The sequence below is a fragment of the Agromyces sp. P2_B3 genome, assembly GCF_056404815.1.
This window is the reverse complement of the sequence record NZ_JBFUDH010000002.1, coordinates 533,476-550,966: the sequence shown is the minus strand read 5'-3', so window position 1 is coordinate 550,966 and position 17,491 is coordinate 533,476. Positions and strand designations below refer to the sequence as shown.

The window sequence follows — 17,491 nt, the reverse complement described above, 5'->3', positions numbered from 1 at the left end:
AGGGATCCTCTGCGTCAGTTGAGGAACCCGTGGAGCACCGGCACGATGAGGTAGATGCCGACGACCACGGCGATCGCGCTGACCACGAAGCACACCCGGGCGCCGATGAGCGCCGCGCGCTTCTGCCCCTCGGTGAGCGGGCTCTTCTTCGCGGCCTTGGCCGCCTTCTTCGCCGCGGCCTTCGCCTCGGCAGGGGTGATGACCGCGATCGCGTCGGTGAACTCCGCCGGCGTGACGATCGGGGTGCGACCCGACACGGTCAGGAGGCGGAGGCCGAGCGAATAGGTGCTCACGACGACGACCGTCGCGAGGAGCGCCGAGACGAGCACCAGGAGGAACGCGAGCCAGTCGATCACGGCGCCACCTTCTTCTTGGGCTTGGGGTTGTTCTTGATCTTCACCGCACGACCCGAGCTGGCGACCTCGCTCACGACGTTCGAGGCGTCGACCTCGTTGCGCCGCGACCAGAGGAAGATCCCGCCGATGACCACGGCCCCGACGATCGTGTCGATGACGATGCCGATGACGCCGAACGTGGCGACGAAGGCCGCCAGCGCGCCCACGATGCCGGCCGAGGGAAGGGTGAGGAGCCACCCGACGCCGATGCGGCCGGCGGTGCCCCAGCGCACCTTCGAGCCGCGGCGACCCATGCCCGACCCGATGACCGAGCCGGACGCGACCTGCGTCGTCGAGAGGGCGAAGCCCAGGTGGGTGGACGCCAGGATGGTCGCCGCCGTCGAGGTCTCGGCGGCGAAGCCCTGCGCGGGCTTGATTTCGGTGAGCCCCGTGCCGAGGGTCTTGATGATGCGCCAGCCGCCCACGTAGGTGCCGAGCGCGATCGCGACGGCGCAGACCGTGATCACCCAGAACTCGGGACCGCTGCCCACGGGCTGCAGCCCGACCGAGATGAGGAGGAGGGTGATCACGCCCATCGTCTTCTGGGCGTCGTTGGTGCCGTGCGCCAGTGCGACGAGCGAGCTCGAGAAGATCTGTCCGTAGCGGAACCCGTCGCGGCCGTCGGGCTTGCCGTCGTAGCGGCGGGTGATCGCGTAGGCGAGCTTCGTGGCCGTGTAGGCGATGAGTCCGGCTGTGAGCGGCGCGAGCACCGCGGGCAGCACGACCTTCGACAGCACCACGCTGAAGTCGATCGCGTACACGCCGAAGCCCACGATGGTGGCGCCGATGAGTCCGCCGAAGAGCGCGTGGCTCGACGACGACGGCAGCCCGAGGAGCCAGGTGATCATGTTCCAGACGATCGCGCCCAGGAGGCCGGCGAAGATCAGCTCGGGGGTGATCAGGACCCCGCCGTCGCCCTCCTTGATGATCCCGCCCGAGATGGTGCGCGCGACCTCCGTGGAGAGGAAGGCGCCGACCAGGTTCAGGATGGCGGCGATGGTGACGGCGACCTTCGGCTTCAGCGCACCGGTCGCGATGGGCGTGGCCATCGCGTTCGCGGTGTCGTGGAAGCCGTTCGTGAAGTCGAAGAAGAGGGCCAGTACGATGACCAGCACGACGAGGAGGGTGAGTTCCACCGGCGTCTTTCTCTGGATCGGTGCTGCGATTCACCGAGTGTTCAGGGACCGTGGGTTGCGGATGCGGCGAGCGCCGTGCCCCGTCGATACTACGCGACCGGTTCGGGTGCATCCACCACGGTGGCGAGATCCTCACCGAAGACGAAGGTGCGACGCACCCGCCCTCCGGCGAGCACCGCGGGCAGCCAGTGACGCGCGTCGTCCCACATCTCGCCGTACGGCACCGCGTCGACTGCGAACCACTCGGGGTCCAGTTCGTCGGAGCCCGACGGTGTCCCGGTCCACGCACGGCAGACGAACACGCTTGATTCCTGGCTCCAGGCCTCGCGATGCGGGAAGTGGTAGGTCAGCAGCCCCCGCGGTTCGAGGTCGGATGCCGCGACGACGACACCCGACTCCTCGAACACCTCGCGAACGGCGGCGTCGACGGCGGACTCCCCCGCCTCGAGCTTGCCGCCGAGTCCGACGAAGTTGCCCATGCCGAGGCCGTGCTTCTTGCGTCCGAGCAGCACCTCGGTCGTGCCCGCCCGCTCGCGCAGGAGGTAGCAGACGCAGACCTGGGGCAGCGGCATCCGTCAGCCGAAGAGGATCTTCGCCTCGTCGTAGCGCGACTGGGGAACGCGGTTGAGGCTGTGCGTGGCGTCGGCGATGGAGACCGTCGCGATGTCGGTGCCGCGGAGGGTCACCATCGAGCCCCAGGCGCGCTCGTAGACGGCGTCGACCGCCGCCATGCCGAGGCGGGTCGCGAGCACCCGGTCGTAGGCGGTCGGCTCGCCGCCGCGCTGTATGTGCCCGAGCACGGTCGCGCGCGACTCGATGCCGGTGCGCTCCTCGATCATCGGGGCGATGAGCTCGGCGATGCCGCCGAGGCGCGGGCGGTTGAACGCGTCGAGGCCCTTGTGCGAGTGCGCCTCCTCCATGCCGTCGAACTTGAAGCCCTCGGCCACGACGATGAGCGGCGCACGCCCGCGCTGGCGCACGGACTCGACCCACTCGCAGATCTGCTCGATGGACTGGGGCTGCTCGGGGATGAGGATGGCGTGGGCGCCGCCCGCCATGCCCGAGTGCAGCGCGATCCAGCCGACATGCCGGCCCATGACCTCGAGCACCATGCAGCGGCCGTGGGAGTCGGCCGTCGTGCGGAGCCGGTCGATCGCCTCGGTCGCGATCTGCACGGCGGTGTCGAAGCCGAAGGAGTAGTCGGTGGCCGCGAGGTCGTTGTCGATGGTCTTGGGCACGCCGACGACGTTGATGCCGCCCTCGTCGTAGAGACGGCGTGCCGCCGTGAGCGTGCCCTCGCCGCCGATGGCGACGATCGCGTCGATGCCGTGCTCGTCGAGCATGCGCTGGATGTTCTCGGGGCCGCCGCCCTCGCCCTCGAACGGGTTGGTGCGGCTGGAGCCGAGGATCGTGCCGCCCTGCTTCGCGAGGCCCCGCACGTCGTGACGCGTGATCTCCATGATGTCGGCCTCGACGACACCACGCCAGCCACCACGGAACCCGACGAACTCCGTGTCGTGGGCGATGACGCCCTTGAGCACGGCGCCGCGGATCACGGCGTTCAGGCCGGGGCAGTCGCCGCCGCTGGTGAGGATCCCGATCTTCATGTGTGGACGACTCCAAGGTGCTCGAAGCGAACAGTGGTGTTGCCGGGCCGCAGCGTCGGGGCGTATCGACTGCGGCAGTCTATAGGGTTCCTCAGGTCCCGCCCGAACGGTGCGGGACCCCGGCCCGCGGCGTCAGAGCGTGCCGTCGAGGGCCGCACGCAGCAGGTGCTGCAGGGCGTCGAGCTGCACCGAATCCGCGGAGCCCGGCTCGACGTCGCTGCCGTCGAGCGCTCGCGCCGCGAGTCCCTGCTTCGAGTCGATGAGCTCGGCGATGCGCGCGTCGATCGTGTGCGCGGCGATGATGCGCCAGGCGGTGACCGGCTCGTCCTGGCCGATGCGGTGCACCCGGTCGATCGCCTGCGTCTGCTCGGCGGCCGTCCAGCTGAGCTCGGCGAGCACCACGTTGGACGCCGCCTGCAGGTTGACGCCGACGCCGGCGGCCGTGAGCGAGCAGACCGCCACGGCGACCTCGGGATCCGTGTTGAACGCGTCGATAGCTGCCTGGCGCTGCAGCGCGGTCTGGTCGCCGCGCAGCGACACGGTGCGCAGCTCGCGCGCGGCGAGCGCCGCCTCGGCCTGGTCCATGACGTCGATGTGCTTCGCGAAGAACACGACCTTGCCCACCGAGCGGGCCAGCTGGGCCGCGTAGTCGGCCGCGAGGCCGGCCTTGGCCTGCCCGATGCGGCGCACCATCGTGAAGACGTTCTCGCCCGACTTCGCCGACTTCGACTCCTCGAGCTCGGCGCTCGCGACGGCGCGGATGTACTGGTCGCGCTGGTCGTCGTCGAGGTCGCCGATGCGAAGGTTGCGCGCCTCGACGAGGGCTCGGAAGCGGCCCACGAGGCGATTGCCGAGCTCGCGCTCGGCCGCCCGGACCGAGCGGCCCAGCTCGTCGTCGAGCTCGACCGGCAGGTCGGCGATGCGCTTGTCGGGCAGGTCGGCCGCGACGTCGACCTTGCGGCGGCGCACGATGCCGAGGTCGATCACCGTGCGGCGGGCCTCGACGTAGAAGCCGTGATCGGCCGGGGTCAGCCCGGTCTCCTCGAGCTTGCCGAGCAGCGCCGGTGAAGGCCTGTCGCCGTCGATCCAGCCGAGGAACTGCCAGATGGCCCGGAAGTCGTCGACGTCGTTGATGAGCGGCGTGCCGGTGAGGGCCAGCAGCAGCGGGTCGCCGCCGGGAGCGGCGCGACGGATGCGGTCGGCGAGCGCGAGCACGTTGCGCGAGCGCTGCGACTGCAGGTTCTTGATGAAGTGCGCCTCGTCGACGACCATGCCGCGGAACCCGAGGGTCGACAGCCACGCCATGTGCCGGTCGAGCACGTCGTAGTTGACGATCACCACGTCGGCGAAGGCGTCGAGGGTGTCGCCGTCGCCGTGGATGACCGTGGCTCGCCGGTGCGGGGTCCACCGCTCGACCTCGCGGGCCCAGTTCATCTTCACCACGTTCGGCACGACCGCGAGGAGCGGGTAGGCGTCGGCGACGGATGCCGCGAGCACGGACTGCGCCGTCTTGCCGAGGCCCGGCTCGTCGGCGAGCAGGAACGTGCGGTGACCGAGCCGGGCGGACTCGATGAACCGCGCCTGGTGCTTCATGAGCTCGAGGCCGCGGGGGGCGAGCCGGTCGACGGCGGGCGCCTCGGGCAGCTCCATGGTGGCCGCCTGGCCGCCCGAGCCGAGCTCGAACGACTTGAACAGCGGGCCGAGCAGCTCCCAGTTGGCGAGGCGGCGCACGGGCACCACGGGCGCCGGCGGCTTGGAGAAGTCGGGCGCGAGGAAGGGGTTCGCGAGCAGGCGCGACCGCACCGAGGCCGGGATGACCTGGTTCTCGCCGAGCTCGGGCTTGGCCTCGGGCTCGCGCGTGATGATGAGCTCGTCGGGGCTCAGCTCGGCGCCGGACTCGAGCAGCCAGTCGCGGCGGAAGCGCTGCGCGACCGTGGAGATCGAGGCGTCGGGCTCCAGCAACTGGATGAGGCTCGTGTCGCGCGCGGCCGTCTTCGCGAGGATCTGCGCGATGCCGTCGAGGCGCTTCAGCAGCTCGGCCCGTGCGGCGTCGGCGACCTCGGGGTCGGACTTCACCCGCGCCCGCTCCTCGCGCATGAGCAGCGCGATGACCTGGAACTTCGTGCGGTTGGTCGGCCCGAGCTTGCCCTTCTGCGCCTTGGTCTCGACCTCGCGCACCTTGCGCGCGAGGATCGGGATGATGGGTGCGTCGTCGTCACGTGATCTCGTGCGCTGGCGCTGCCTCGTCTGGGCCATGGTCCTCCCGCTCTCGGGCCGTCTCCGGCTCGCCCCCTCGTCACCGGTGGCGGTGGTCGGGACCGCTCGGGGCGACCGTGGTGTCGCCGCACGCGGTACGCCGAATCCCGAACCGAGCAGCACGCGAGCCGGGCTCACGTGGTCGGGCCGAAGAACGGATTCGTCGGGCGCGTGCCTATTCTAGCCCGACTGCGCGGCCGACGGGCGCCCGTGACGCGACGATGGCACCCACGACGCCGGATCCACCGGTGCGGCCGCCATGGAGTCGGCCTATGCTTCAGCCATGGACGAACGCGCGGGAGCGGGCGCCATCTCGCCCGAGGACGACGAATTCACGGTGTCGCAGGACACGGAGTTCGACGAGGAGGAGCTCGCGGCCGACGACGACGACCGGCCGCTCGACGACAGCCTCGCCGATGAGGTGCCCGGCCTCGACGCCGAGCGCCGGGTCGACCTCCGCGACGAGCGCGCCCCCGACTCCGAGGACTGACGGCTCAGACGCCGCCACCGCCTCCGCCGCCGCCACCACCGCCCGACGATCCTCCGCCGCCGGATCCGCTCGACGACGAGCTCGAGCTCGACCCCGACCACGACGTGCTCGACGCCGACGAGAACGATGCCACGCCGACCGCGAACGCGCGTGAGTCGAAGGCGCCCCGCCCGGCGTACCACCCGGGTGTCTCCCCGCGGGCCTCGTAGAGGGCCGCGAGTTCGCGGCTCCATTCCTGCTCGAGGCCGAAGAGCACGGCGTACGGCAGCAGGCGCTCGTTCAGCTTCAGCACCACGGCGGGGTCGAGGGTCACGGCGGTGGCCGCGGCATCCGGTGCCGTCGGCACTCCCGCCACGGATGCCGCCGCGGGACGGTCCACGCGCAGCGCGCCGCTCGGGCTCTGCAGCACCCGCAGCCGATCGGCCTCGGCGAGCCGGATGTAGAGGCGGAGCCCCTCGAGGTGGTCGCGGATCTCGCGGCCCCGCTCGGTGAGCGGCCGGACCCCGGCGACCACGAACACCGCGGCGATGGCGGCCACGATGGCTCCGGCGAACAGGATGAAGGGCCAGGCGCCGCCGCGGTGGTCGTCGAGTGCCACGACGCCGAAGACGACGCTGAGGGTCGCGGCCCCGATCGCCGCGACGGCGAGCAACAGACGCAGCACCGGGTCGGGACGCCGGCGGAGTCCCTCCTGCGCCACGCGCTTCGCGACGCCCTGGCGGAGCGCGAGCAGGCGGCGGCCGAGTGTCGTGTCTCGCGACTTCAGCTCGCGCCGCGCACCGGGGAACGGCGCGTCGCTGTAGAGCGCGGAGACCACCGAGATCGCGTCGGCGTCGCCCCACGCGCCGCCGACGAACTCGACGGCGTACTGCTTGCGGCCGGTCTCGACCACACGGAGCTCTCCGGCCACCGCCCGCTCGAGGATGGTGGCGGTCACGCCCTTGTCCGCGCGGCCGACGAGGTCGGCGGCGACCATCGCGCTGACGCCCTCGGGCGGCTCGTACTGCGCGATGATGGTGCCCCGCCCGGGGTGATCGCGCCAGCGGAGCGCATACAGGACGATCGCGGCGACGAGGGCCGCGACGGCGAGGGCGGTGGCGACCGCTCCGGCGATGGCGGCGGGCGACGCCGCGAACGACTCATCGCGCGGCTCGAACGTCCCCGGATCGAACGCGGCGGCGAGCGTGAGGTTCTCGTAGGGGCCGAGGGCGACCGCCGTGGCGAGCACCGCCGGCGGCGCGGCATCCGTCACCGCCAGCGAATCGCACGGTGTCGTCGAGCCCGCCCCTCCCCGGTAGCACGCGGTGTCGCCGGCGAAGCCCTCGGCGACCTCGGGCGACATGCGCAGCTCCGCGCTGACGCGGCCGAACGGCTGCGCCCAGCCGGTGCCGTTGACATCCCAGTAGAACTCGTCGATCGTCGCGTCGTCGGGTTCGAGCGTCACGTTGTGCTGCGTGTAGCGGATGACATAGGTCTGCTCGCCGTGGACGAAGCCGTCGTCGGCGATGGTCACGAGGAGGAATTCGCCGTCGTCGTCGGCCTCGGCCTCGTACGAGCGCGGCGAGCCCGTGGCATCCGTCACCGACTCGATGCGGAGGTCGGTCGGGTGCCCCTGGTAGTCGATCGGGATGGCCCGGCGGATGCCGTGGTTCTGGTCGAACTCGGGGAACTGCGCCACGAGCGTCTCGGTCGTGGCGAGGGTGGATCGCCGCGCCGCGTCGCGCCCGAGCTCGTAGACCGCGTCGAACGACGCGAACGTGAAGTCGTCGACGCCCGCGGGCACCGACGACACCGGCGAGATCGTCGCCTCATGCCCGACAGTCGTGACCGTGGTCGCAGCGGCGGCGGGGGCACCTGGCGTGCCTGCGAGCGCGAGGGCGGCGAGGGATGCCACGGCGCCCAGCGCGGCGAGGGCGGACGCGACGGCGCGGCCGGAACGACGGATCATGAGGCCACGCTAGCGCCCGCTCGGCCGGGGCGACGAGCCCGCGTTCGGGGATACCCGGCCGGGTATCGGAGGACGCGGAGTATCCTGATCCGGTGATCGACGACATCAAGAAGCGCGCCCTGCACCGCACGAAGATCATCGAGGGCCAGCTGCGCGGCATCGAGAAGATGATCGAGAACGAGGACTACTGCGTCGACATCATCACGCTCTCGCTGGCGGTGCAGAAGTCGCTGGGCTCGCTCAACAAGCTCCTCGTCGAGAACCACCTCCGCACGCACGTGACCGAGATGTACGAAGCCGGCGGCGACCAGCGCGACGCGGCCGTCGCCGAACTGCTGCGCATCTTCGAGCTCTCCAACAACCGCGGGTAGCCGAGCGGATGCCGCGGATCGAACTCGTCACCGGCGACCTCACCGCCGAGCACGTCGACGCCATCGTGAACGCGGCGAACTCGAGCCTGCTCGGCGGCGGTGGCGTCGACGGGGCGATCCACCGCGCCGGCGGCCCCTCGATCCTGGCGGAGTGCCGGGAGCTCCGGGCCACCGTGCTGCCCGACGGCCTGCCGACCGGCCGGGCGGTCGCGACGGGGGCCGGGAACCTGCACGCGCGGTGGGTCGTGCACACCGTCGGCCCCGTGTGGCCCGGGCCGGGGCCCGAGGAGGCCTCGCGGCGGCTGCTCCTCGCCTCGGCGTACCGGGAGTCGCTCGCGCTGGCGGCCGGCCTGGGCGCGGCATCCGTCGCGTTCCCCGCGATCTCCGCCGGGATCTACGGGTGGCCCGCCGACGACGCCGCCCTCGTCGCGCTCGAGACCACGGCCGGTGCGGATGCCGCCCCTGCCCTGGTGCGGTTCGTGCTGTTCTCCGAGCGCATGCACGCAGCGTTCCGGGCGGCCGCCGAGCAGCTCGGGCTCGACCTGAACTGATCGTCGCGCGCGACTCAGGTCCCGGGCGCGGTTACCGCGAGCCACTCGTCGAGGTCGCTCGGCTGGTCGGTGATGATGCCGTCGACCCCGAGCGCACTCACCTCCTGCCAGCGCTCGTGGGTGTTGAGGGTGTAGCAGAGCACCGCGACGCCGGCCTCGTGCAACGCCTCGAGCGCGCCGGGCACCGCCGTCACCGAGGCCGCCGTCGTGCCGAAGCCGATGATGCCGAGCCGCTCGGCGAGCGGCACCGGATCGGCGGGCAGCTCGCGGATCAGCATGATGCGCGGGGTCGTGGGCGAGACCCGTTGCAGCGCGAACAGCGTCTCGAGGCTGAAGCTCTGCAGCACCACGCGGCCCCGCAGTCCGTGCTGCTCGATGAGGCCCACCACGGTGCGCACCTCGTCGGCGCGCCAGTCGGCCTTGAGCTCGACGAGCGCACGGGCGTCGTCGCGGGCGGCGAGCGCGGTGAGGAACTCGTCGAGCGTCGGCATCCGCTCGCCCGCGTAGTCGGGGCCGTACCAGGCGCCCACGTCGAGCCGCCGCAGCTGCTGGAGGTCGAGCTCCCCGACCATGTGCGGGTCTCCCGTCACACGCTCGAGGGTGGTGTCGTGGAAGAGCACGGGCACGCCGTCGCGCGTGAGTTGCACGTCGGTCTCGACGAAGGCGAGGTCGTCCATGGCGAGCTCGAGCGAGGGCATGGTGTTCTCGGGGGCCTCGGCACGGTCGCCGCGGTGGCCGACGATGAAGGCCGCATCGCCCGGGAGCCGCAGGGCGCCGAACACGTCGACGGCCGACGCGGTCGTCGGCGTGGTCGCGACGAGGAGCACGGCCGCCATGGCGATGGTGCCGACGAGCGCGCAGGCCACGCGCACGGCGCGGCGCGGCGGATGCGCGAACCGTTCGAACCGTTCGAGCCGTCCGAACCGTCCGGTCACGGGGCGCGGCAGGCGAACGGACGGTGCGGTCGTGGGGGCGAGCGCAGCGGGCGTGCGGGTCACGGGAGTCGGGCCTTCCCACCGGGCGCGCCGTCGCGCCGCGGTGCAGGTCACTCTAGCAACGTCGTTACCGTTTCGTTACCACTTCTTCGGGGGTCGCGTCGGCCTGCGCGTCGGCGGTCGCCTCGGGGGTCGCCTCCGCCTCGGCCTCCGCCGTGATGCGATTCGCCATGCCCGAGAAGATCACGCCATGGAACGGCAGGATCGCCCACCAGTACAGGCGGCCGGCCAGTCCCTTGGGGAAGAAGACCGCCCGCTGCCGGTAGTCGGAGCCGCCGTCGGATGCCGCGGCGGCGCCGAGCTCCAGCCAGGCGCGCCCCGGCACCCGCATCTCGGCGCGCAGCCGGAGGAATCGTCCCCGGTCGATGGCCTCGACCCGCCAGAAGTCGACGGCGTCGCCGACATGCAGCGTGTCGGGATCGCGCCGGCCGCGGCGGAGGCCCACGCCGCCGGTCAGCTTGTCCACCCACCCCCGAAGCGCCCACGCGAGTGGGAACGAGTACCAGCCGTTCTCCCCGCCCACGCCCTCGATGACGCGCCAGAGGGAGGAAGGCGGGGCCGACGATCGACGGGAGCGCTCGTCGACGTAGACCGTGTGGCCAGCCCAGTCGGGGTCGCTCGGCAGGGGGTCGCTCGGTGCCCCCTCGACCTCGGCGTTGCGCCAGCTCGTCTCCACCTCGCCCTCGCGCTCACGCTCCAGCGCCAGCCGCACCGCGCGGCGGTAGGGCAGCAGCCCCTCGGGCGGCGGCGGGATGACGGCGTCGATGTCGTGCTCGCGCATCACGCAGTCGAACTGCAACGACTCGATGATCGGCACGGCCAGCCGCCGCGGGATCGGCGTGACGAGGTTCACCCATTGTCCGGCCAGCCACGGCGTGAGCACCGGCAGCGCGGCGATCGGACGCTGCGGCAGCCCCGCCTCCACCGCGTAGCCGTTCATGAGCTGCCCGTACCGGAAGACGTCGGGTCCGCCGATGTCGAACGCCCGGTTCACCTCGGGCGCCACCTCCGCGGCGCGCAGGAGGTAGTGCAGCACGTCGCGCACGGCGATCGGCTGGATGAAGCTGCGCACCCACCGAGGTGCCGGCATGTACGGCAGCACCTCGGTGAGGTGGCGGATCATCTCGAACGACGTGGATCCGGATCCGATGATCACGCCCGCCTGGAGCACGATCGTCGGCACCCCCGACGCCAGGAGGATCTCCCCCACCTGCATCCGCGATCGCAGGTGCCGCGACAGCGCCACGCCCTCGGGGTGGAGACCGCCGAGGTACACGATGCGGCCGACGCCGTGCTCGCGCGCCGACGCCGCCACGTTGCGCGCGATGGCCAGCTCGGACGCCTCGAAGTCGCCGCGTCCGCCCATCGAGTGCACGAGGTAGTAGACGACCTCGACGCCCTCCATCGCGCGGTCCACCGCCGCACGGTCCACGAGGTCGCCCTCGACGAGGTCGACGGATGCCGCCCACGGGACGTCCCGCAGCCGATCCGCCCGGCGCACGAGCACCCTGACGTCGTGGCCGGCCTCGACCAGGCGCGGAACGAGCCGGCCGCCGATGTAGCCGGTCGCGCCGGTGACGAGCACGCGCACGTGGACCCCCGTTCCGGGCCCGCACGTCGGTCAGGCCCGTTCGTTCCCTCGACGATAGTTGCCCGTCGCGCGCGCCAGCAGGTGCTGCGCCTGTGAATCGTCCGCGCGTTGCAGTGCCACGATCAGCCGTGCGGCATCCGACCCGCCCACCGTCATGACGACCCGGCCGCCGCGCGACACCATCACGCCGCCCTGCTTCGTGACGCGGTAGTCGAACGGGTCGGCGACCAGTCGCCCACGCTCGTCGGATGCCCCGTCGCGGCCGCTCATGGCTACCTCAGGCTCTTGGTGTGCCAGACGGTCTTGGTCTCGGTGAACGCGCTGATGCGGCCCAGCGCCGGAGCGGCCGCGTCAGGACCGGACTCGGGGCGCAGTACGCGCTTCAGCGTGTCGGCCGCATCGATCTCGAGGGAGATCCAGTCGAGCGCACCCGCGCCCACGAGGTCGATCGCATTGACGTCGGCGTGGCTCGCGAGCCACGGCGCGATCTCGGCGGGCGAGCCCGTGAGCACGTTCACGACGCCCTTCGGCACGTCGCTGGTGGCGAGCACCTCGGCGAGGCTGATCGCCGAGAGCGGGAACCGCTCGCTCGCCACGACCACGACGGCGTTGCCGGCGACGAGTGCCGGGGCGACGGCCGACACGAACCCGAGCAGCGAGCTGTCCTGAGGTGCGACGATCGCCACGACGCCCGTGGGCTCGGGCACCGAGATGTTGAAGTACGGCCCGGCGACCGGGTTGGCGTTGCCGGCCACCTGGGCGAACTTGTCGGCCCAGCCCGCGTACCAGACCCAGCGATCGATCGACTCGTCGACCTGCGTCTCGGCTGCCGCGCGCGACACGCCTTCGGCCTCCTCGATCTCGGCGACGAACTGCGCGCGACGGCCCTCGAGGAGCTCCGCGATGCGGTAGAGCACCTGGCCGCGGTTGTACGCGGTCGCCCCGCTCCACGAGGCCACTGCGCCGCGCGCGGCGACGATCGCGTCACGGGCGTCCTTGCGCGACGCCTTCGCAGCGTTGGCGAGGAAGGCACCGTCGGCACGCAGGACCTCGTAGGTGCGGCCTGATTCGCTGCGGGGGAACGCGCCGCCGATGTAGAGCTTGTACGTCTTCGGCACGGCGAGGCGGGTCATCGCTTCGATCCCTTCGTGGTGGTGTCGGCTGCTCGGCGCTGCGTGCTCCGCCGGGTGCGCTTGGGTGCGGCATCCGCGGTCTCGATGGGCTTCGTCGTGGCCGGAGCGGCGAGGCTCTCCCGGGTGGCGCCCTGGCCGATGGGCGTCGGCGACAGGTAGGCGGCGAGGCCGTGGCGGCCGCCCTCGCGGCCGTAGCCCGACTCCTTGTAGCCGCCGAACGGGCTCGCCGGATCGAAGCGGTTGAACGTGTTCGCCCAGATCACGCCGGCGCGCAGCTCGTCGGCGACGGCGAGGATGCGGCTGCCCTTGTCGCTCCAGATGCCGGCCGACAGGCCGTAGGGCGTGTTGTTCGCCTTCGCGATCGCCTCGGCCGGGGTGCGGAACGTGAGCACCGAGAGCACCGGCCCGAAGATCTCCTCACGGGCGATGCGGCTCGACGTCTGCACGTTGGTGAAGATCGTCGGCGCGTACCAGAACCCGTTCTCGGGGATCACGCACGGCGCGCTCCAGCGCTCGGCGCCCTCGGCCACGCCGATGTCGGACAGCTCGCGGATGCGCTCGAGCTGCTCCTTCGAGTTGATCGCGCCGATGTCGGTGTTCTTGTCGAGCGGGTCGCCGAGGCGCAGCGTCGAGAGGCGCAGCTTCAGGCGCTCGACGACCTCGTCGTGCACGTTCTCCTGCACGAGGAGCCGCGAGCCGGCGCAGCAGACGTGGCCCTGGTTGAAGAAGATGCCGTTGACGATGCCCTCGATGGCCTGGTCGATGGGCGCGTCGTCGAAGACGATGTTCGCGGCCTTGCCGCCGAGCTCGAGGGTGACCTTCTTGTCGGTGCCGGCGACCTGCTTGGCGATCGCACGACCCACCGCGGTGGAGCCGGTGAACGCGACCTTGTCGACGCCGTCGTGCGCGACGAGCGCCGCGCCGGTGTCGCCCGCGCCGGTGATGATGTTCACGACGCCGGGAGGCAGGTCGGCCTGCTGGAGGATCTCGGCGAAGATGAGCGCCGACAGCGGCGTGGTCTCTGCGGGCTTCAGCACGACGGTGTTTCCGGCCGCGAGCGCCGGGGCGATCTTCCAGGCGAGCATGAGCAGCGGGAAGTTCCACGGGATGACCTGCGCGGCCACCCCGAGCGAGCCGGGGTTCGCGCCGAGCCCCGCGTGGTCGAGCTTGTCGGCCCAGCCGGCGTAGTAGAAGAACCACGCGGCGACGAGCGGCACGTCGACGTCGCGCGACTCCTTGATGGGCTTGCCGTTGTCGAGCGACTCGGCGACGGCGAGCTCGCGGGCGCGCTCCTGCACCAGCCGTGCGATGCGGAAGAGGTACTTGCCCCGGTCGCGGCCGCTCATGCGCGACCACGTGCGGTCGTAGGCGCGGCGAGCCGCGGCGACCGCGTCGTCGACGTCTGCCTGGTTGGCGCTGGAGATCTCGGCGATGCGCTCTTCGGTCGCCGGGGAGATGGTCTGGAAGGGCGTGCCGCGGCCGTCGACGAACTCGCCATCGATGAAAAGGCCGTACTGGTCGCGGAGCGACAGGATCGCCCGCGACTCGGGTGCCGGTGCGTAGTCGAGGAAGCTCATGTTCGTCGTTCTCGTCTCAGTCGATCGTCACGTAGTCGGGGCCGGAGTAGTGTCCGGTGGTCATCTTCTGGCGCTGCAGCAGCACGTCGTTGAGGAGGCTCGACGCGCCGAAGCGGAACAGGTGCGGCACGAGCCACTCCTCGCCGACGGTCTCGGCCACGGTCACGAGGTACTTGATCGCGTCCTTCGAGGTGCGGATGCCGCCCGCGGGCTTCACGCCGATGCGCTGGCCGGTGAGCAGGTGCCAGTCGCGCACGACCTCGAGCATGAGGAGCGTGACGGGCAGCGTCGCCGCGGGCTGGACCTTGCCCGTCGACGTCTTGATGAAGTCGCCGCCGGCGAGGATCGAGAGCCACGAGGCGCGGCGCACGTTGTCGTAGGTGACGAGCTCGCCGGTCTCGAGGATGACCTTGAGGCTGGCGCTCGTGCCGTCGGCGCGGCGGCATGCCTCTTTCACCGCGGCGATCTGGTCGAAGACGAGGCCGTAGCGACCGGCGAGGAACGCGCCGCGGTCGATGACCATGTCGATCTCGTCGGCACCCGCGGCCACGGCTTCTGCCGTGTCGGCGAGCTTGATATCGAGCGACGAGCGGCCGCTCGGGAACGCCGTCGCGACGGCCGCGACCGAGATGAGCCCGTCATCGGGGTCGCCGTGGGCGGCGCCGAGCGCGTCGACGGCGTAGGGCACCATGTCGCCGTACACGCAGACCGCGGCGACCCGCGGGGTCGAGGCATCCGACGGATCGGGGGTCATCGCCTTGGCGACGAGCGAGCGCACCTTGCCGGGCGTGTCGGCACCCTCGAGGGTCGTCAGGTCGATGAGCGAGATGATCGTGTCGAGTGCCCGCTGCTTCGAGGTGGTCTTGATCGAGCGGGTGCCGAGGCCGGCGGCGCGCTGCTCGAGGCCGACCGCGTCGACCCCGGGGATGCCGTGCAGGTAGCGGCCGAGCGTGGCGTCGTCGGGTTCACCGCCGAGCACGGCGAGCGCCCGCTCCCGGGCGGTGACGAGTGAGGTGCCTGACATGGTGATGACCTGGCTTTCGTGTGTGGTGCGGTGTCGGTGTGGCGGGGCCCGCGCGGGCGCCTCAGCCGTCGAGGAGGTGGAGGGCGGTGGCCTCGTCGGTGACGAGCACCGAGCAGAGGCCGCTGCGCACGACGGCATCGGCGACCGGGTGCTTGGCGCTGCCTGCGATCACGGCGATGGCGAGCGGGGCCGCCCGAAGTTCGTCGAGCGTGAGCCCGACCGTGCGCGCATCGAGGGCGGGGTCGACGATGTTGCCGTCGGAGTCGATGTAGCGCCCGACGACGTCGCCCACGGCGCCCTTCTGCACGAGCACGTCGACGTCGGCCACCGAGAGGTAGCCGCTCTCGACGTGCACGGAGTTGTGGTCGGCCGCACCCGCGCTGAAGACGTAGGCGTCGGCCGAGCGGGCGAGCTCGATGACGCCCGCGACGACGCGGTCGGACTCGATCGCCTCCTTCGTGGCGAGGCGCTCGAGGATCGCGGGGCTCGGCAGCAGGGTCGCGCTGCCGCCGCCCTTCTGGGCGATCCCGACCGCCGTGGCCGCTGCGGTGCCCGGCCGGCGGTTGAGGCTCACTCCCCCGTTGATCTGCACGACGTTGACGCCCGTGGCCCACCCGTTGCGCAGGTGCTGCGAGAGCTCGAACAGGGTGCGTCCCCAGCTCACGCCGAGGGTGCGCGGCACAGGCCGGAGGGCGGTGAGGTAGTCGGCGGCCGCCTGGGCGGTGCGCTCCTGCAGTTCTTCGGGCGACTGCACGCCCGCCGTCGAGACGACGATGGCGTCGGTGAGCCCGCGTTCGTCGCGCAGGCGGCGCTCGATCGGGAGCCGGCGTGCGCGGGGATGCAGGATCTCGATGCGGATGAACCCGCGCTGCTTGGCCTGGGCGAGGAGTCGGCCGACCTTCCAGCGCGTGAGCCGGAGCGCCTGCCCGATCTCGTCCTGGGTCTTGTTCTCCTCGTAGTAGAGCTCGGCCGCCCGGATGGAGAGCAGTTCGTCGATCTCGTCCACAGTGTCCTTCCGCTCGCTTCCAGCGTAGGCAGGTGCGTGCGCATCGGCAACACTCGCGGGTGATCCTGCTCATATGAGCACCGTGAGCGGATGCCGCGCACCCGCGGCGCGCCACCATTGGGGCCGGCGAGGGCGCGCCGCGGAACTCCGGGGGCGACTCGCGCTCGCGCACGACGTCGCCAGGACGGCTCAGGCCGCGCGCTCGTCCTCGAAGTATCCGGGGCGGGCCGCCATGGCGCCGGAGATCACCGCGGGCACGGTCGACGCGACGAGCAGCAGCACCAACGGCCCGGTCCAGCCGCCGGTCGCCTGGTGGAGCAGCCCCACGGCGAGCGGGCCGACGGCGACCATGAGGTATCCCGCCGACTGGACGAATCCCGACAGGGCGACCGCGCCCTCGTGCGTGCGGCTGCGCAGGTTGATGAGCACGAGCGAGAGCGGGAAGAACAACGGACCCGCGCCTGCGAGGGCGACCCACAACCACGTGGCCGTGCCGGGCACGAGCAGGAGCCCGAGGTAGCCGGCCGCGAAGGACCCGATGCCGATGGCCACGAGGAGGCGTACCCGGCCGTACCGCGCGGCGATGATCGGAACGACCAGTCCGGCGGGCAGGCCCATGGCCGCGTACAGCGACAGCAGCGCCCCCGCCTCCGCCGGCGGCGTGCCGGCGATGTCGTGGAGCATCGACGGCAGCCACGCGAACAGCGCGTAGGCGTTGAAGCCCGCGACCGTGAACAGCACCGCGAGCGACCACGCGAGCGGCGAGCGCAGCGCGTAGCGCAGCAGCCCGGGCTGCGGTTCCTCGGGACGCGCCGGCTGGCGACGGCCGTCGGGATGCAGCAGCAGCACGATCCAGGGGATGAGCGCGACCGCGGCCACGAGCCCCCACTCCCCCAGCGAGACACGCCAGCCGGCGGCATCCGCCACCGGGACGGCGACGAGCGGCGGCACGAAGGTGCTCACCGACAGCGCCGTCACGTACAGCGAGGTCATGAGACCCACGCGATCGGGGAAGTAGCGCTTCACGAGCGGCGGCAGCAGCACGTTGCCCACCCCGATCGCCGCGAAGGTGAGGGTGGATGCGGCGATCAGCCACAGGGCGTCGCCCGCCAGCCCCCGACCGATGAGGCCGATCGACAGGGCGACGAGCGCGACGACGAGGGTGGGCTCCAGGTCGAACCGCTTCGTGATGAGCGGGGTGATGATGCCGAACACCGCGTAACAGAGCGGGGGCAGCATGCCGAGCAGGCCGACCACGGCCGGGCTGAGCTGGATGTCGCGCTCGAGCTGGTGGAGGATCGGCGAGAGCGAGGCGACGGCCGTGCGCAGGTTGAAGGCGACGAGCACGATGCCGAGCAGCGCGAGCGTTCGGCCGGCCCAGAGCGGTCGGGGCTGGGTCGGCTTCACCCGT

General features: G+C 71.8%; 17 protein-coding genes. 3 read left to right on the top strand and 14 right to left on the bottom strand.

The window, feature by feature from the left end; translation table 11 throughout:
* Positions 1-14: 14 nt before the first annotated feature.
* The 5 genes from AC1DZA_RS05380 to AC1DZA_RS05360 form a co-directional block, all read right to left on the bottom strand.
* On the bottom strand, positions 15-356 hold the full coding sequence (locus tag AC1DZA_RS05380; RefSeq protein WP_476762094.1) for a peptidase: 342 nt from the start codon (positions 354-356) through the stop codon (positions 15-17).
* Positions 353-1,531: an inorganic phosphate transporter gene (locus tag AC1DZA_RS05375; RefSeq protein WP_476762095.1), complete on the bottom strand. Its 1,179-nt coding sequence runs from the start codon at positions 1,529-1,531 to the stop codon at positions 353-355. Before AC1DZA_RS05375 ends, AC1DZA_RS05380 begins: the two co-directional genes overlap by 4 nt.
* A gap of 89 nt (positions 1,532-1,620) precedes the next feature.
* Positions 1,621-2,103, bottom strand: a complete 483-nt coding sequence (locus tag AC1DZA_RS05370) for an 8-oxo-dGTP diphosphatase (RefSeq protein WP_476771974.1) — start codon at positions 2,101-2,103, stop codon at positions 1,621-1,623.
* Positions 2,104-2,106: 3 nt separating this feature from the next.
* Entirely contained in the window at positions 2,107-3,138 is a 1,032-nt protein-coding gene (locus AC1DZA_RS05365; RefSeq protein WP_476771973.1) for a 6-phosphofructokinase, read from the bottom strand.
* A gap of 132 nt (positions 3,139-3,270) precedes the next feature.
* Positions 3,271-5,394 carry a DEAD/DEAH box helicase gene (locus AC1DZA_RS05360; RefSeq protein WP_476762098.1) on the bottom strand — a complete coding sequence of 708 codons (2,124 nt, stop codon included), beginning with the start codon at positions 5,392-5,394 and terminating at the stop codon, positions 3,271-3,273.
* A 283-nt stretch (positions 5,395-5,677) separates the two neighbouring features.
* On the opposite strand from AC1DZA_RS05360, the gene AC1DZA_RS05355 reads away from it, so the two are divergent.
* Positions 5,678-5,884, top strand: a complete 207-nt coding sequence (locus AC1DZA_RS05355) for a hypothetical protein (protein WP_476771972.1) — start codon at positions 5,678-5,680, stop codon at positions 5,882-5,884.
* A gap of 4 nt (positions 5,885-5,888) precedes the next feature.
* Here the strand turns inward: AC1DZA_RS05355 and AC1DZA_RS05350 are convergent, their stop codons facing one another.
* A complete protein-coding gene (locus tag AC1DZA_RS05350; RefSeq protein WP_476771971.1) occupies positions 5,889-7,832 on the bottom strand; it encodes a DUF2207 family protein in 1,944 nt (647 codons plus the stop codon).
* A 92-nt stretch (positions 7,833-7,924) separates the two neighbouring features.
* Here AC1DZA_RS05350 and AC1DZA_RS05345 point away from each other — a divergent pair, with 92 nt between their 5' ends.
* Both AC1DZA_RS05345 and AC1DZA_RS05340 read left to right on the top strand, forming a co-directional pair.
* Positions 7,925-8,203: a metal-sensitive transcriptional regulator gene (locus AC1DZA_RS05345; RefSeq protein ID WP_130351132.1), complete on the top strand. Its 279-nt coding sequence runs from the start codon at positions 7,925-7,927 to the stop codon at positions 8,201-8,203.
* Between the two features lie 8 nt (positions 8,204-8,211).
* Entirely contained in the window at positions 8,212-8,754 is a 543-nt protein-coding gene (locus AC1DZA_RS05340; RefSeq protein ID WP_476771970.1) for an O-acetyl-ADP-ribose deacetylase, read from the top strand.
* A 14-nt stretch (positions 8,755-8,768) separates the two neighbouring features.
* On the opposite strand, the gene AC1DZA_RS05335 is transcribed toward AC1DZA_RS05340, so the two are convergent.
* The 8 genes from AC1DZA_RS05335 to AC1DZA_RS05300 all read right to left on the bottom strand — a co-directional run bounded on the left by AC1DZA_RS05335 (position 8,769) and on the right by AC1DZA_RS05300 (position 17,487).
* Positions 8,769-9,752 carry a glycerophosphodiester phosphodiesterase gene (locus AC1DZA_RS05335; protein WP_476771969.1) on the bottom strand — a complete coding sequence of 328 codons (984 nt, stop codon included), beginning with the start codon at positions 9,750-9,752 and terminating at the stop codon, positions 8,769-8,771.
* A gap of 64 nt (positions 9,753-9,816) precedes the next feature.
* Positions 9,817-11,340, bottom strand: a complete 1,524-nt coding sequence (locus AC1DZA_RS05330) for an SDR family oxidoreductase (RefSeq protein WP_476771968.1) — start codon at positions 11,338-11,340, stop codon at positions 9,817-9,819.
* A gap of 30 nt (positions 11,341-11,370) precedes the next feature.
* On the bottom strand, positions 11,371-11,610 hold the full coding sequence (locus AC1DZA_RS05325) for a hypothetical protein (RefSeq protein ID WP_476763242.1): 240 nt from the start codon (positions 11,608-11,610) through the stop codon (positions 11,371-11,373).
* Positions 11,611-11,612: 2 nt separating this feature from the next.
* Positions 11,613-12,473 (bottom strand): aldehyde dehydrogenase family protein, encoded by an 861-nt coding sequence (locus tag AC1DZA_RS05320; RefSeq protein WP_476771967.1) that lies wholly within the window; start codon positions 12,471-12,473, stop codon positions 11,613-11,615.
* On the bottom strand, positions 12,470-14,050 hold the full coding sequence (locus AC1DZA_RS05315) for an aldehyde dehydrogenase family protein (protein WP_476771966.1): 1,581 nt from the start codon (positions 14,048-14,050) through the stop codon (positions 12,470-12,472). Before AC1DZA_RS05315 ends, AC1DZA_RS05320 begins: the two co-directional genes overlap by 4 nt.
* A gap of 16 nt (positions 14,051-14,066) precedes the next feature.
* Positions 14,067-15,074, bottom strand: a complete 1,008-nt coding sequence (gene deoC, locus AC1DZA_RS05310) for a deoxyribose-phosphate aldolase (RefSeq protein ID WP_476771965.1) — start codon at positions 15,072-15,074, stop codon at positions 14,067-14,069.
* A 61-nt stretch (positions 15,075-15,135) separates the two neighbouring features.
* Positions 15,136-16,080, bottom strand: coding sequence for a sugar-binding transcriptional regulator (locus tag AC1DZA_RS05305; RefSeq protein WP_476763714.1), 945 nt, complete (start codon positions 16,078-16,080; stop codon positions 15,136-15,138).
* A 189-nt stretch (positions 16,081-16,269) separates the two neighbouring features.
* Complete coding sequence (locus tag AC1DZA_RS05300) at positions 16,270-17,487, bottom strand: MFS transporter (protein ID WP_476763715.1); 1,218 nt, start codon at positions 17,485-17,487, stop codon at positions 16,270-16,272.
* Positions 17,488-17,491: the final 4 nt, after the last annotated feature.

What these genes read in the sequence shown, in the direction of transcription:
- AC1DZA_RS05365 (WP_476771973.1), bottom strand. Translation starts at nt 3,138, where the DNA reads ATGAAGATCGGGATCCTCACCAGCGGCGGCGACTGCCCCGGCCTGAAC.
- AC1DZA_RS05350 (WP_476771971.1), bottom strand. Translation starts at nt 7,832, where the DNA reads ATGATCCGTCGTTCCGGCCGCGCCGTCGCGTCCGCCCTCGCCGCGCTG.
- AC1DZA_RS05340 (WP_476771970.1), top strand. Translation starts at nt 8,212, where the DNA reads ATGCCGCGGATCGAACTCGTCACCGGCGACCTCACCGCCGAGCACGTC.
- AC1DZA_RS05320 (WP_476771967.1), bottom strand. Translation starts at nt 12,473, where the DNA reads ATGACCCGCCTCGCCGTGCCGAAGACGTACAAGCTCTACATCGGCGGC.
- AC1DZA_RS05360 (WP_476762098.1), bottom strand. Translation starts at nt 5,394, where the DNA reads ATGGCCCAGACGAGGCAGCGCCAGCGCACGAGATCACGTGACGACGAC.
- deoC (WP_476771965.1), bottom strand. Translation starts at nt 15,074, where the DNA reads ATGTCAGGCACCTCACTCGTCACCGCCCGGGAGCGGGCGCTCGCCGTG.
- AC1DZA_RS05370 (WP_476771974.1), bottom strand. Translation starts at nt 2,103, where the DNA reads ATGCCGCTGCCCCAGGTCTGCGTCTGCTACCTCCTGCGCGAGCGGGCG.
- AC1DZA_RS05355 (WP_476771972.1), top strand. Translation starts at nt 5,678, where the DNA reads ATGGACGAACGCGCGGGAGCGGGCGCCATCTCGCCCGAGGACGACGAA.
- AC1DZA_RS05315 (WP_476771966.1), bottom strand. Translation starts at nt 14,050, where the DNA reads ATGAGCTTCCTCGACTACGCACCGGCACCCGAGTCGCGGGCGATCCTG.
- AC1DZA_RS05325 (WP_476763242.1), bottom strand. Translation starts at nt 11,610, where the DNA reads ATGAGCGGCCGCGACGGGGCATCCGACGAGCGTGGGCGACTGGTCGCC.